The organism is Emticicia sp. W12TSBA100-4, from assembly GCF_040253585.1.
Taxonomy (GTDB): Bacteria; Bacteroidota; Bacteroidia; order Cytophagales; family Spirosomataceae; genus Emticicia.
On sequence record NZ_JBELAU010000002.1, the window covers coordinates 229254 to 244638 of the forward strand.

General features: G+C 39.1%; 13 protein-coding genes. 6 read left to right on the forward strand and 7 right to left on the reverse strand.

Annotated elements, in window-relative coordinates; all coding sequences use genetic code 11:
* Positions 1-42: 42 nt before the first annotated feature.
* Positions 43-1014 (reverse strand): AAA family ATPase, encoded by a 972-nt coding sequence (locus ABR854_RS03205; protein WP_188766699.1) that lies wholly within the window; start codon positions 1012-1014, stop codon positions 43-45.
* Between the two features lie 76 nt (positions 1015-1090).
* Positions 1091-1963 (reverse strand): peptide chain release factor N(5)-glutamine methyltransferase, encoded by an 873-nt coding sequence (gene prmC / locus ABR854_RS03210; protein ID WP_350263908.1) that lies wholly within the window; start codon positions 1961-1963, stop codon positions 1091-1093.
* A 79-nt stretch (positions 1964-2042) separates the two neighbouring features.
* Here prmC and ribD point away from each other — a divergent pair, with 79 nt between their 5' ends.
* The 5 genes from ribD to ABR854_RS03235 all read left to right on the forward strand — a co-directional run bounded on the left by ribD (position 2043) and on the right by ABR854_RS03235 (position 8255).
* Positions 2043-3017, forward strand: a complete 975-nt coding sequence (gene ribD, locus ABR854_RS03215; RefSeq protein WP_350263909.1) for a bifunctional diaminohydroxyphosphoribosylaminopyrimidine deaminase/5-amino-6-(5-phosphoribosylamino)uracil reductase RibD — start codon at positions 2043-2045, stop codon at positions 3015-3017.
* Positions 3018-3096: 79 nt separating this feature from the next.
* Positions 3097-3897 (forward strand): pyrroline-5-carboxylate reductase, encoded by an 801-nt coding sequence (gene proC / locus ABR854_RS03220; RefSeq protein WP_350263910.1) that lies wholly within the window; start codon positions 3097-3099, stop codon positions 3895-3897.
* Between the two features lie 191 nt (positions 3898-4088).
* Entirely contained in the window at positions 4089-5564 is a 1476-nt protein-coding gene (locus ABR854_RS03225) for a TolC family protein (protein ID WP_350263911.1), read from the forward strand.
* Between the two features lie 147 nt (positions 5565-5711).
* Positions 5712-7112 (forward strand): efflux RND transporter periplasmic adaptor subunit, encoded by a 1401-nt coding sequence (locus ABR854_RS03230; protein WP_350263912.1) that lies wholly within the window; start codon positions 5712-5714, stop codon positions 7110-7112.
* Between the two features lie 156 nt (positions 7113-7268).
* Positions 7269-8255, forward strand: a complete 987-nt coding sequence (locus ABR854_RS03235) for an NAD(P)H-dependent glycerol-3-phosphate dehydrogenase (RefSeq protein ID WP_350263913.1) — start codon at positions 7269-7271, stop codon at positions 8253-8255.
* Between the two features lie 119 nt (positions 8256-8374).
* Here the strand turns inward: ABR854_RS03235 and ABR854_RS03240 are convergent, their stop codons facing one another.
* The 5 genes from ABR854_RS03240 to rnr form a co-directional block, all read right to left on the reverse strand.
* A complete protein-coding gene (locus ABR854_RS03240; protein WP_350263914.1) occupies positions 8375-9439 on the reverse strand; it encodes a carboxypeptidase-like regulatory domain-containing protein in 1065 nt (354 codons plus the stop codon).
* 74 nt (positions 9440-9513) lie between these two features.
* Entirely contained in the window at positions 9514-9795 is a 282-nt protein-coding gene (locus tag ABR854_RS03245; RefSeq protein ID WP_350263915.1) for a hypothetical protein, read from the reverse strand.
* Between the two features lie 4 nt (positions 9796-9799).
* Complete coding sequence (locus ABR854_RS03250; RefSeq protein ID WP_350263916.1) at positions 9800-10192, reverse strand: HIT family protein; 393 nt, start codon at positions 10190-10192, stop codon at positions 9800-9802.
* Between the two features lie 46 nt (positions 10193-10238).
* Positions 10239-11144, reverse strand: coding sequence for a TIGR01777 family oxidoreductase (locus tag ABR854_RS03255; RefSeq protein WP_350263917.1), 906 nt, complete (start codon positions 11142-11144; stop codon positions 10239-10241).
* A 215-nt stretch (positions 11145-11359) separates the two neighbouring features.
* Positions 11360-13771, reverse strand: coding sequence for a ribonuclease R (gene rnr, locus ABR854_RS03260; RefSeq protein ID WP_350263918.1), 2412 nt, complete (start codon positions 13769-13771; stop codon positions 11360-11362).
* A 533-nt stretch (positions 13772-14304) separates the two neighbouring features.
* Here rnr and ABR854_RS03265 point away from each other — a divergent pair.
* The gene (locus tag ABR854_RS03265) at positions 14305-15363 is read left to right on the forward strand and encodes a winged helix DNA-binding domain-containing protein (RefSeq protein WP_350263919.1); all 1059 of its coding nucleotides are present in this window, start codon (positions 14305-14307) and stop codon (positions 15361-15363) included.
* Positions 15364-15385 lie beyond the last annotated feature (22 nt).

A 15385-nucleotide genomic window follows, 5' to 3' on the forward strand; every position in this document is an offset into this window, starting at 1 on the left:
GTCTGGCTTTTAAATTGGTCAGACCTGCGGTGCAGACCTTATTTACCTCCCAATCGCTACACGTTTCAGTACATTATCAATCACTTCGTGCGTGGTGAGGCCGTCAGCTTCGGCTTCGTAGTTTAGTATAATTCGGTGGTTGAAAACATCGTGCACGAGAGCCTTGATGTCTTCGGGTAAAACGTAGTCACGCTCATCAAAATAAGCAAGGGCTTTGGCAGCATTATAAAGCGAAATACCCGCACGTGGTGAAACCCCAAATTGTATGTAACGAGCTTCGTCTTTCAGACCATACTCAGCTGGGCGACGAGTAGCAAAAACCAACTCAATTATATAACGTTCGAGCATTTCTGAGATTGTAATTCTATTGATTTCCTGCCCGATTGCTGCAATTTCTTCTTTATCAAGGATAGGTTTCGGTACGTAGTTTTCGTTCAGATTAGCTATTTTTCTTACCATTTCCAACTCATCGTTTTTATTGAGATAATCAACAAAAACTTTCATCATAAAACGGTCAACTTGTGCTTCGGGTAGCGGATACGTTCCTTCTTGCTCAACAGGGTTTTGGGTAGCCATTACCATAAATGGACGGTCGAGTTTATGAGACTCGTCGCCAATAGTTACTTGTTTTTCGGCCATTGACTCCAAGAGTGCAGATTGTACTTTTGCGGGAGCTCTATTCACCTCATCGGCCAAAATCAAATTCGCAAAAATTGGCCCTTTTTTTACCTCAAAATCGCCTGATTTCTGGTTATAAATCATCGTACCCACGAGGTCAGCAGGTAGTAAATCAGGCGTGAACTGAATACGATTAAAACCTAAATCTAAAACTTTTGCTAAAGTGTTGATAGTCTTGGTTTTAGCCAGTCCTGGGACACCTTCGAGCAGAATGTGGCCACCCGTAAATAGTCCAATCAATAAGCGATTAATCAGTTTTTCTTGACCAATTACCACTTTTCCAGTTTCAGCAAAAACGTCTCTTATTTTTTTATGTAAAATTCTTGAGGTTTCCATATATTTTGTAGCACAATTTTCAAAATTGTGGAGTTTTTAAAACGTGAAGTTAGCAAAAAGCATTAAAAAGCCGCCATCATTCCCCATCTTTTTTATGAAGTACGGCACTCACGAACCTATCTTTTTGATGAATATCCTTAATGATTTCAACTTCAGAAAATCCTTTTCTTCTAAATACCTCGGCCGTTTCTTCACCCAAAGCTTCATTGATTTCTACCGCCACTAAACCATTGTCAGTAAGGTTATTAAAGGCAAAATTGGCGATTGCTTCGTAGAAAATTAGTGGTTCGGAATCTTCCACAAAAAGTGCTAAATGTGGTTCAAAATCCAGTACGTTTTTTTGCATTCGGTCAATTTCCTGCTTCGTTACATAAGGGGGATTGCTGACTATAATTGATAATGGATAATGAATATTTGATAATTGAGAGCTGAGAATATCTACTTTTTCAAAAGTTACATCGGCTTTATTCAGTTCGGCATTTGTTTTTGCAGTTTCGAGGGCTTTTTCTGAAATATCATAGGCCGTAACTTTAAAATTCGGTAATTCTTTGGCCAATGAAATGGCAATACAGCCACTTCCTGTGCCGATGTCGAGAATTGATAACTGGTTATTAGTAACTGGTAACTGGTTTTTCTGTTTGTCAACAATATACTTTACCAACTCCTCCGTTTCGGGTCTTGGAATGAGTACCGAATCATTGACTAAAAATCTTCGTCCGTAAAATTCGGTTTCGCCCAAAATGTATTGAATTGGTTCGTGGGTGTTTAATCTTTCAATAATAGTTGCCCAATCAATGGCTTTTTCAAATGATTTATCGCTGAGAATATCAATTTTTCTAAGACCTAAATAAAATTCCATCAACCAAAAAACAATTTCTTTTGCTTCTTGTGATTCGTAGGCCGTAATTTGTTGTAGTAAATTATCGTATAATTGTTTGCTTGATTGCATAAATTTGCGTTGAAGTTGGCGAGTTTTCTACTCGTCGCACAAAAATATTCATTCATTCACTCATTCACTAATTCAAGCATTGGATTTCAAAGAAAAATATATGCTTCGTGCCTTACAACTGGCCGAAATCAGTCGGGGAAGTGTAAGTCCGAACCCAATGGTGGGTTGCATAATTGTGCATAATGACATGATTATTGGCGAAGGTTGGCACAAAAAGTACGGAGATTGGCACGCAGAAGTAAATGCCGTGAACTCAGTTAAAGATAAAACTTTACTTGCGGAAGCAACCGCCTACGTGACGCTCGAACCGTGTTCGCATTTCGGAAAAACGCCTCCGTGTGCCGATTTGCTGGTAAAACACCAACTAAAGAAAGTAGTGATTTGTAATCACGACCCATTTCCGTTGGTTGCTGGAAAAGGCATTCAGAAACTGCTTGATGCTGGTATTGAGGTAGTTACGGGAGTTTTAGAAGAAAAAGGAAGGCTATTAAATGCTCGTTTCTTTACGGTAGTTGAGAAAAACCGACCTTACATTATTTTGAAATGGGCTGAAACTGCCGATGGTTTCATTGCGGGCGAAAATTTCGAGCAAATCAAGATTAGTAATGCACTTTCGCACAAGCTTTCGCACAAATGGCGGAGCGAAGAAGATGCCATCATGGTCGGAACAAATACTGCTTTGCATGATAACCCAAGATTAAATGTACGAGAATGGACTGGCAGGAATCCAGTTAGGATTGTGATTGATAAAAATAGGCGTTTACCCGAGGACTTACATGTATTTGATAATTCAGTAAAAACATTGATATTATCTGACCCTTTTGCGTGGGAGGAATATCAAAAAGAAAAAATACAATCAATCATCATCGAAGGCGGAACGCAACTTTTGCAGAGCTTTATTGATGCTGAAGTCTTTGATGAAATCAGAGTTTTTAGAAGTCAAAAGCAATTAAAAAAAGGAATTTTGGCACCAGTTTTGCCTAAAAATATTACGATAATGTCTCGGCAAAATCTGTTGGATGATGAGCTAATCATTTATCAGTCAGATAAATAAGAATTATTTTATAGTGAATAATGGGTTTGAAACCCTATTTTTGTGTGTTAAATAAAACTTACTCCAAAGAAATTAGAACATGAAAATTGCCATCGTAGGCTGCGGAAATATGGGTATGGCGTTTGCTCGCTCGTTTTTGCAGTATGATTTAGTAAAAAAAGAAAACTTACTCCTTATCGAAAAAAGTCAAGAGCGAAGCGAAGCACTCCGCACAGCCAAAGAAGGCATGGTTGTGAGTGTGATTAACTCGCAAATTGCTGATTATGAGCTGATTATTCTTTCGGTAAAACCACAAGATTTTGCTTCTGTACAAGACGAACTCCGTGCCGTTATTCAGCCACAACAAGTGGTTTTGTCAATCATGGCGGGTGTACCGATGTCGAAAATACAGGCTGTTCTCGACCATAAATTAGTGGTGCGTGCTATGCCAAATACCCCAGCTATGTTGGGTATGGGAATCACTGGCTTCACGGCTTCGCCCGAAGTTGATGCACCGAAACTCCGCAAAGTTGAAAACCTAATTAATGCAACTGGCCGTTCGGTTTATTTGGAAGATGAAGGTATGATTGATGCCGTGACGGCATTGAGTGGCAGTGGACCAGCTTATTTTTATTACATCGTGAAGCACATGATTGAAGCGGGCAAGAAAATGGGATTTGATGAAGGAATGGCAAGTTTGCTTGTAAAACAAACAATGTTGGGTTCGTATCACCTCATCAATAATGCAGAGCAAAGTCTTGATGATTTAATAAAAGCGGTTGCTTCAAAAGGTGGAACAACCGAAGCTGCTTTACGAACTTTTGAAGAAAATAATATTCCAGCAGGAATCATGAAAGGTATTTTGGCGGCTGAAAATAGAGCTAAAGAATTATCGAAATAATATAAGGAAGGCTTCGGACTGGGCGTCCCCTTCACGAAGCCTTCCTTCATATTTGCAACTCTACACTTCAATAAAACCGTTTATCCATTTCTTATACCCTGCATATACGAAACTTTCGTAAGATTGTTGTGTCAAAGCCACTATTGTAGTCAATAGCATGAAAAGTTTTGACCTCAGCATCTAACATTCGTATGAAATTAGCTAAAATTTTACTTTCAACTTTTTTTCTTGCCAATACGCTTACTTTCGCACAATCCTCAGCTGTGTCGGGGAGTGGAGAGCGTACTACTTCGACAGGCGATAAAATAACTTTGCAGGAAGCCATTGATTTTGCTTTGAAAAATAACCTTTCAATCAAGCAAAATAATCTACAAGTAGAGCAGGGACTCAACACCCTCGAACAATCGAAATGGGCAAGGTATCCAACATTGAATGGCGGTACAAACTTCAACCTATTTTCTGGTCGAAATATTAATCCCTACACCAATGGTATCATTACGAACACCGTTGGTTCAAATGGTTTTGGTTTGAACAGTGGCGTAACCCTTTTTGATGGCTATCAAACCCGCAATGGCATTGCTCTCAATCAACTGAATTTAGAAGCATCTCGCCTTGATTTGCAAGCCATGAAAAACCAAATCACGCTTAATATTGTGGTGGGGTACTTAAATGTGCTTTCTCAGCAAGATTTATTGGCAGTTGCTCAACGCCAAATGGAAGTGACACAAACCCAGCTTGAGCGTACACAAAAACTCGTAAATGCAGGTTCGTTGCCCGAAACCAACCTTTTTGATATAAAAGCACAATTGGCCAATGATGAGGTAAGCGTTGTAAATGCCGAAAATGCCATTATTTCAGCCAAATTGACTTTAAAACAATTAATGAACGCAGGTGCTGACCGTGATATAGATGTGGTAAGGGTCGAAGTACCGAATCCAAACATTCAGCCTTATCCGACTTCCTCTGCTCAAGTTTATGAAATTGCTCAGAGCTTTTTGGCTGATGTGCAGGCGGCCGATATGCGTGTAAAGGCTTCACAGAAATCGGTTGATATTGCCAAAGGTTTGAAAATGCCAGTCGTAACAGCCAGTGCAGGTTTGAATTCATCATATTCTACTGCGGCCGAAAATGTGAGCGTTACACAAAAAATTGTTGAAACCGAAGCTGGTTATGTAAATGTTGGAGGAACTCGTTATCCCGTTATTGCCTTTTTGCCAACCTCAACTTCTACGAGCGAAAAAATCAATTATTTCCGTCAGCTCGGAGGAAATAGTAATGCTTCTTTAGGTTTGAGTGTCAGAATTCCGATTTTTAATGGATATAGCACCAAGTTTAGATTAACAACTGCTCAAATTAACCAAAAGCAGAGCGAAGTACAAGCCGAAAATGTACGTTTACGTTTGCGTCAGGACATCGACCAAGCCTACGTAAATCTCACAAACTCAGCCAAAAGATATTCGGCATTAGGTAATCAGGTGAGAGCTTTGGAAGAATCTTTCCGTGCGGCAGAGTCAAGGTTCAATGTTGGTTCATTGAATGCCTTAGATTACAGCATTTCAAAAACGAACCTCGACCGTGCCAGAATCAATCAGATTCAAGCCAAATACGATTATATTTTCCGAATCAAGATTTTAGATTTCTATCAAAATAAACCGCTTTCGTTTTAATTCTAATGATTGAATGAGCGAATGATAGAATTTTGAATGAAAAGCTGCATTGGCATTGTTAGGAAACTGTAAGCGACTCAATCGTCATTCGTAAATCGTAAATTCTTTACTGTCGTCCATCGACTATGGACTAAATAAAATTTCTCAATGAAAAAATCAAATAGACTCTGGTGGATTTTGGGTGGCGTTGTTGCCCTACTTGTTATATTTTTATTGGTTGCCAAACAACAAGGTTGGATTGGAAAAGAAAAACCAACCGAAGTTGAGTTTGTAAAAGTTGGTAAATCTGATATTACAGAAACCGTTTCTGCATCGGGGAAAATTCAGCCCGAAGTTGAGGTAAAAATCACACCTGACGTACCAGGCGAAATCATTGCTTTATACGTAAAAGAAGGCGATTCTGTGAAGAAAGGACAACTTTTATTGAAAATCCAACCAGAAAACTATATTTCGATTACGCAACGTGCCGAAGCCGTAGTGAATCAGACCAAGGCAAATGCCGAGCAGGCAAAATCAACGATTGCTCAAGCTGAAGCTCGTTTGGTAAGAACCCAAGCCGAATATAATCGCCAAAAAAGATTATTTGATGAAAAAGTTGTTTCGGCATCTGATTTAGAAATTGCAGAAACCAATCTGAAAGTTGCTCGACAAGATTTGGAAGCAGCTAAATCAAGCGTTGAGGCATCGAAATTTAACGTAAAAAGTGCTGAAGCAGGTTTGAAAGATGCTTCAGAAAATTTGCGTAAAACAAGTATTTATGCTCCAATGAGCGGTATCGTATCGAAATTGGCCGTCGAATTGGGTGAAAGGGTTGTTGGAACTTCACAAATGGCTGGTACTGAGATACTTCGTATTGCGAATTTGAATAATATGGAGGTTAGAATCAACGTAAACGAAAACGACATCGTGCGTGTAAGTTTGGGTGATACAGCCATCATTGATGTAGATTCGTATGCCATGACTGGTAAAAAATTCAGAGGAATTGTTACTGAAATAGCCAATACGGCCAATGGTTCGGGAACAGGTTCGTTGGCGGCTACTTCAACTGATGCCGTAACGGAGTTTGAAGTAAGAATCAGAATTTTACCAGAATCATATCGTGAATTAGTTGACCGTAAAGCTCGCAAAGTATATCCTTTCAAACCAGGTATGACTGCCACCGTTGACATCGTGACTGAAAAGAAACTGGGTGTAATGAGTGTACCAATTGCCGCCGTAACGACTCGTGGGGCAGACGATGCTGCAAGTAAAGAGGAGAAAAAAGATAGTGATGCTCCAGCAGCAACAACTCAAGAACCAAAACCTACGAAAAAAGATAAACCTAAAGAAGTAGTATTTATTCACGATAAAGGCAAAGCAAAAATACGTGAAGTAAAAACGGGAATTACTGATACAGCCGCAGGAACAATCGAGGTGATTAGCGGTTTGAAAGAAGGAGAAGAAATTGTTTCGGGGCCATTTATTGCAGTTTCCAAAAAACTGAAAGATGGTGAACTGATAACGAAAAAAGTAGAGAAAAAAGACGATAAAGACAAGAAGAAGGAATAAATAGTGAGTTCATTTTAAACTATTTATATGGTATATTTAAGGAAGTCTTTGCTTTGAGCGAAGACTTCCTTATTTTTTTTATTCAAGTCTTTTAATTTACTTAGCATTGAAAAAGTAGAACAAGTTTCCAAACTTGTTCATAATCGTTGGAATAGAATGAAAATCACAGTAATTGGAGGTGGAAGCTGGGCTACGGCAATCGTAAAGATATTGAGTCAAGGAAATGTGCAAATAAAGTGGTGGATGCGAAGCGTAAATGATGTAGAGCATATCAAAAAACACCATCATAATCCTAAGTATTTGAGTAGCGTTGAGGTTCATCCTTCTAAAGTAAAGCCTTACACGAATCTCAAAGAAGCATTGAGAGGCACCGAATGGGTGATTTTGGCCGTTCCTGCGGCTTTTGTAAGCGATGCCGTCAAATCTATATCAGCAGAAAATTTAGCCAATAAAAAAATCATTTCGGCTATTAAAGGTATGATTCCTGAAAGTAATCAACTTATTACTGATTATTTGGCAGAAAATTACGGGGTTTCGCATCAAAATATGGGAATCATTGCGGGGCCATGCCATGCTGAAGAAGTAGCTCTTGAAAAACAGTCATATCTCACAATTGCTTCTCCGAATATCGAACTGGCCACCGAATTTGCCGAATTGATGCGTTGCAGATTCGTTAAAACTTCTGTTTTAACCGATATTTATGGGGTAGAATATGCCGCAGTTATGAAAAATATTGTGGCTTTGGCTTGCGGAATCACACACGGGTTAGGTGGCGGTGATAATTTTCAGGCAGTAATGGTTTCAAATGCTATGCAAGAAATCAAGCGAGTAGTTGACGTAATTGCACCAATGGAGCGAGATTTAAGTGCCTCCGCTTACTTGGGCGATTTGCTCGTCACGGCATATTCGCAATTTAGTCGAAATCGCACTTTTGGTAATATGATTGGTCGAGGATACAGCGTACAAGCGGCTCAACTCGAAATGAATATGATTGCCGAAGGCTACTACGCCGTAAAATGTATCTACGAAATGATGCAGCAACACGCAATAGAAATGCCCATAACCAATTTTGCCTATCAAACTCTTTATAAAAATGCTTCTTTGAAAAAAGAATTTGAGATTTTGAAGGGAAAGTTGAAGTGATTTTCTTCTTCGATGCCTCGTTACCTTCGACTTCGCTCAGGCAACGAAGAAGAACGTTTTTCGGTGGGTGAGCGGATCGGACTGCCGAAGCAGCCGAACCCCACCGAAAAAACAATGAATCATCTTTCAATTACTAACCTTGCAATCGAAACAATTGGCTTTTCAATATCGGTTTTGTTTTCTTGCAAAAGTCTCACCACATAAAGTCCATTTGGTATTCTTGAGATATCAAGTTTTAGCTCGCCATTTGGCTCTTTATTGTAGCCTATTTTAAAGTTTTTTCCTGTGTAATAATCGTAAACTTCCAGTTTTTCTATTTTACCAAAAGCAGTCGCTTTTGTGCCATCTTCGGTTTCGAGGACTTCTGGCTTTAGCAAAACATCATTTGATAGTGCGATATTTGGGTAAATAGATAACTTTTTAGGTTGGGGAAGTTTTTCTTGGGTGTCTTCAATAGAGCAGATATTACTATTGCTTACGATTCCATAAGTCCCTGTCGAAAACTTGCCCTTTATATTTGCATAACCTACCACCACCACTTCTCCCAACACAGTTTCTTCCATTTTTAGATTGATATTCGGATTATCTTCGACTTTAATTTCTTGGGTTTCGTAGCCAATAAAACCAAACCGTAATTTTTGGTTTTTCTCTATTTCAATTTTGTATTCTCCGGCAGCGTTTGAAATTACCCCTTTCTCCGTACCCACAATCTGAATCGAAACCCCTGGTAAACCCGAGCCATCGTTGGCGTCTGTGATTTTACCAGAGATAATTTTCTTTTGGGCATTGACCGAGAAACTCAAAATCAGCATTGCTGCAATCGAATTTCTGATGAATTGTTTGTTTGAAAAATGAGGTAAGGTAATTCGTAGGTTCTGATTAGATAGCTTTTCAACAGGAACTTCGTAGAAAAGCTGATTTTCTTCAATAATCCATTCTGGAAACCACTGATTTATATCGAATTGGGTTTGGAGTTGAGTATTCCGAAAGCGTCCGCACAATGACTGGCTTTTCTTTGATGCAGTATTTCTGAAAAAAGCAATTAGTTCGGTATCAGACATTTGCGTGAAGTCTCGAACATTTTTTTGACAAGAGCTACAGAAGCCTCCTGTTGCAGTAGGAGTGAAATTATCCCAATTTTCGTGGCAAGGTTGGGAAATTGAGAGTTGAAGAATATTTTTCATAAGCATCAATGTTTTAGGTTTTGCAGTATTGATGCTTATGAGTTTAATTTTCCATAAGAAAATTAAAAAAAAATTTAAACCCTACTCAAAACCCTTGATACCAAAAATACTACGCCCGACATAATGATTTGTACGCTCGTCAGAACGCCCACGCTCATGTTGGTTTTAGCCGTTTCGAGATTCATAAAATGATGCACACTTACGCTGATTGATACCAAAATAATTCCGCACAAAACAGCGATAATGATACTTTTCATAAAATCAGATATTTTCGGATTTTTACGAAGCAACAAAATAGTTCTTAGCGATAGACACAATGGTATTATCGCAATGATGATGGCATAAATAATTTCCATGATATTAATTCAGAAAACTTCTGATTTTGGCAGCAGTTTCGGCGAGTTCTTCTGGTGAAAGTTTTAGTTTGTTATGAAAATTCATATCGCTCATGCTATTCATTGGAATCAGATGAACGTGGGCGTGAGGTACTTCCAAACCAATAACAGCTACACCTACACGCTTGCAAGGAACAGCCTTACGAATGGCTGGCTCGATTTGCTTAGCAAAAGCCATCAGACCCGCATAAAGCTCATCGCTGAGGTCGAATAAATAATCAATTTCTTGTTTAGGCACTACCAAAACGTGGCCAACGGCACACGGGAATACATCTAAAAACGCAAAATATTGCTCGTTTTCGGCAATTTTATGGCAAGAAATTTCACCTGCAATGATTCTTGAAAATATGGAAGCCATTTCTTTAGATATGAGATATAAGACTTGAGATATGAGAAAACGACGACTATTTTCCCAACAAATCGTTCAGAGCGTCTTTAATAGTTGTAAATTTATACTGAAAATTGGTTTCTTGTGAAAGCCTTTTGTTCAGCACAAAGTTACCACCAGTTACGACAATTCCCATTTCTCCGAAAACTAATTTTAATGCAAAACTCGGAACATTCGGCAACCAAAGTGGCTTTTTCAGCACTTCCGCAGCAACGTTTGTCATTTCTTGATTCGTTACAGGATTCGGTGCAACGGCATTATACGGTCCTTGCATTTTTTCATCTTCGATGGCTTTTACGAAAACCCCACAAAGGTCATCTACGTGAATCCACGACATAAATTGTTTTCCGCTTCCCAGAGCTGCTCCAAAACCAAGGTGAATAGGTTGAACAAGTTTAGGTAAAGCTCCACCTTTTTCGCTCAAAACAATGCCGATTCTAACACTCACGATTCGAGCAGCATTCGTCACTTTTTTTGCATGAATTTCCCAAAGTTTGGTACATTCAGCCAAAAAGTCATTTCCTAAAACACTACTCTCATCTAATTTAATATCGCCCGTATCGCCTCCATAAATCCCTATTGCTGATGCAGAGATAAAGCCTTTGAGTTGAATGTTTTTTTCTTGTAAATATTTATTAATCAACTCAATAGGCTGAATGCGAGAATCAATGATTTCTTTTTTCCGTTCGTCTGTCCAGCGTTTATCGGCTATGCCTGCCCCTGCTAAATGGACTACATAATCGGTTGCTTCTAAAGCACCTTCTTCAATATATCCTTTCTGAATATCCCACTGAAAAACCTCTACATTGGGTAATTTTTCTTTTTTTCTGCTCAAGTAGGATACCTTATGACCTTTTGCCAAAAGTAATTCTGTGAGCCGATGCCCAATCATACCCGTGCCCCCTGTAATTAGAATATTCATTTTCGATTAATTTTATTGGTTAAATCTTCACCCGTAGGAACGTCCAAATTGGACGTTCCTGCAAAATTTATCAGCATGCAGCTTTATAACACCATAAACAAAAAACAGGTAAATAGTCATTCAGCTACTTACCTGTTTATTTAACCCTTATATGTTAGAATTGTTTGCGAAAACCAGTAAAACGGAACGCCGCCCGCTAATTCTCCAATAAGCACTTACTTTCTCTTACGCTTACCTTTGTCTTTACTGCTTGTTCGGCTGCTTTTTGGAGCAGTTCGACTTGGTTTTTCTCTGCGGCCTCCTCTGCTGCTTGAAGTGTCTCGGTTGTTGCGTTTCTTACTGCTTGCTGGCATTGATTTGCCTTCCAGACCTACCAATTCCAAATCCATGCTTCTACGCTCCAAGTCAGTGCCTTTTACGGTTACTTTCACGGTATCGCCAAAGTTGATGACTCGACCTGTACGTTTTCCTACAACTCGATAATTATTTCTGTCCCATTCGTAAAAATCATCTTTCAAATCAGCCAAACGAACCATTCCTTCACAACTGGTAGAAGTAATTTCCACAAAAATTCCGAAATCAGTTACGCCCGTCACAACGCCCGTAAAAATCGTTCGGCGTTCTTGCAGACTCATGAATTCTACTTGTTTGTACTTAATTGAGGCTCTTTCGGCTTCGGCGGCGAGTTTTTCTCGGTCAGATGAATGTTTCGATTTCTTCTCATATTCATCGTGCGAAACCTTGTTTCTGTCTTTCGGTGAAGCTGTGAGATAATGTTGCAAAAGTCGATGTGCCATCATGTCGGGATAACGACGAATAGGCGACGTAAAGTGGCTGTAATGCTCAAAAGCAAGGCCAAAATGCCCCAAAGGTTCGGTTGTATAACGAGCCTTCGACATCGTGCGAACTGCCAGTTGTTCGAGTACATTCTGTACGGGCGTTCCCTCAACTTCGGCCATCATTTTGTTCATCGAATTCGATAAGGTTTTATCCGAATCAGTTTTGATTGAAAACCCAAATCGACCAGCAAAATTGGCGAAGTTCTGTAATTTCTCAGGATTTGGTGGCTCATGCACACGATAAACCATCGTTGGAGAGTTCTGAGCGGCTGGCGTTCCAGTTTTGAACGGTCCGCCGTGCGGTTCTGAGTTCTGAGTGTCTTTTGTCTCGTGTCTCTTGTCTCCCATCTTAAAAACAAACTCCGCCACTTTTTTATTGGCCAAAAGCATAAATTCTTCGATGAGCTTGTGGGCATCTTTTCTGATTTTTAGCACCACACCGAGCGGTTTACCCGTTTCATCAAGTTTGAATTTTACTTCGTTGGTTTCAAAATTAATAGCTCCATTTCTGAAACGCTCTTTTTTTAGAATCTTTGCTAAATGATTAAGCGTATGTAGCGGAAAACGGTACTTTTCAAGAACTTCGTCTGGCTCAGTTATAGGATTTAGCACATCGCCTTCTTCGTTTTCTAACACCTCTTGGGCATCTTCGTAGCTAAATCTATGGTCAGAGTGAATAACCGTGCGTCCAAACCATTCGTTTACCAGTCGTCCGTCGTGCGTCATTTCAAAAACTGCCGAAAACGTCAGTTTATCTTCATGTGGGCGAAGCGAACAAAGGTTATTAGATAATTTTTCGGGCAACATCGGAATCGTGCGGTCAACCAAATAGACCGAAGTGGCACGGTTGAGAGCTTCTTCTTCGAGTCGTGTACCTTCTTGCACGTAGTGCGTTACGTCGGCAATGTGAACGCCAATTTCGTAATTCTGATTTTCGAGGATTCTGAAACTCAGAGCATCGTCAAAATCTTTGGCATCGTGCGGGTCAATCGTGAAAGTCAGAATATCTCTAAAATCTCGTCTTTTCTTGATTTCTTCTTCGGTGATAGCCTCCGAAATGGCCGCTGCTTCTTCCTCAATGGCTTTATCGAATCGGATTGGTAAACCAAATTCGGCCAAAATTGCGTGCATTTCGGCATTATTATCGCCTGATTTTCCTAAGATTTCGGTCACTTCGCCAACTCCTTGCTGAATTTTAGTTGGGTATTCAACGATTTTTACGATAACCAAATCGTCTTTCGTTGCACCATTGATTTTATCTTTTGGAATAAAAATATCATCGTGCAGATTTTTGTGGTCGGGGCGAACGAGGGCATAATTTCCAAAAACTTGAATCTTGCCCACTATCTCTTTACGGCCACGTTCGATAATTTCGATAACTGCACCTTCTGGATTATCTCCTTTTTTATAAAATTCGCCATAAACGGCTGCTTTTACTAAATCACCATCGATTGCACCTTTTAAGTCATCGGCATTTACCCAAATATCGGGTTTTGTATCGTCATATCTGATAAAACCAAAACGAGCATTTACGTGGTCAAGGCGACCAACGACTGAATTTGCGTTTACATCAACAGTATATTTTCCTTTATCAACTTGGTGTACTTTCCCTTCTTCCAAAAGGTCTTCCACGAGCATTCCATACAAGGCTTTTTCTTGCTTATTTTTTACATCATAATGCGTAAATAGGTCTTGTAAAGTGTATGGACGCTCAATATTCACCGACAAAAAAGCCAAGATCTCGGCTTTTAGTTGGTCATAATATGATTTTTGTTTGTTTTTTGCCATTATTTGTGGGGCGAATTAGGCAAAAATCGCTGCCAATTCTACCAATATATTATTTTTTATAAACGATTTAATATTCCCAAATTTGAAAAGGGATTGAAATGCGAGTCAAAAGAGCAAATTTTGTAGCGACAAAGCAAATAAAATGCTCAAGACGACTCTCTTACAGACAAATTTACTACAATCAAAGGTAAATATCATTACTGTTGGGGAGAAATAAAGGAAAGAGGCTTATTTCAAAATACTACCACCAAACGATTTATAAAATCTAATAGCTTCTCCGCATTAGCGTTTGTTCGGAACAATTTTAGTTTTTTTCATTAGATTTGTTTGACAAAATTCCAACACAATGAAAATATCTACCAAGTGGAACAATTCTAAACAATAATGTAATCATCAAAAAACAGCTTATACTATCATAATTTTCAAGCAACCATCAAATGTATTTCGACCGAAAATGGTGCAGTTAAAAAAATACTACAAAGTGCTGTTTTTACTGTAAGCCTAAAATAATACCTAACCAAATATTGATAATTATGAATCTTCCTACCATTCGCCTTTTTCAACAAAAAATAAATCTTCGGGACTTATCAACTCCGCAAGAAGTTGTGGCTTATATGGGGGCAATGCAAGCCCAAGATTTAGAGATGTCGAAATGGGCAGTCGGGCTTCGTTTGTCAAATTCGACTAAAACCCTCATCGAAAATGCGTTGAATGATGGGTCGATAGTTCGTACGCACATTCTTCGCCCTACTTGGCACATTATTTCTGGGCAAGATGTACGCTGGATGATGGCACTTACTGGCAAAAATATCAAAACATTGGCAGCTACGTATGAGCGTAAGTTAGGAATGGATGCTGCTTTATTCACTAAAGCCAATGATTTGATAGTGAAAGCATTGGAGGGTGGCAAGAGCCTTACTCGCCAAGAACTTATGCAGAAATTAGAAAAAGGTGGTATAAAAACAGATTCCAGTCGAGCCGTGCATTTTATGATGAATGCCGAAACCGATGCGATTGTTTGTAATGGTACCCCTAAAGGAAAAGAAATAACTTATGCTCTACTTGACGAAAAAGTACCCAAAGGGTTGATACTTAACAAAAAAGAAAGCCTTTTTGCTTTGGCTCAACGTTATTTTAGAAGCCATTCGCCTGCTACCTTACAAGATTTCCATTGGTGGTCGGGCTTATCAATGACCGATGCACGAGCGGGATTGCAGAGCATCCAAAACGAGTTAGAACAAATGGAATATGAGGGAAAATCGTATTTCTTGCATCGAGAAATTGAGATTTCTGACTCAGAAGATTCAGTATTTATGTTACCTGCTTTTGACGAATATTGCGTGAGTTATAAAGACCGGAGTGCTGTTTTTGATAAACATTTGCAAGGACAAGCCATAACGAGCAACGGAATTTTTAAGCCAATCATTGTTATCAATGGAAAAGTCGAGGGCGTTTGGAAGCGAACAATTCTGAAAAATAAGGTTTTAATCGAACCTACTTTTTTTGATGCTTCTAAAAAAGTTGATGTTGAAAAAATGCAGTCAGCTGCTCAAGGTTTTGGAGATTTTTTGGAATTGGAGGTTGAGATTTAAAATTAATTTAAAGGAAAATATC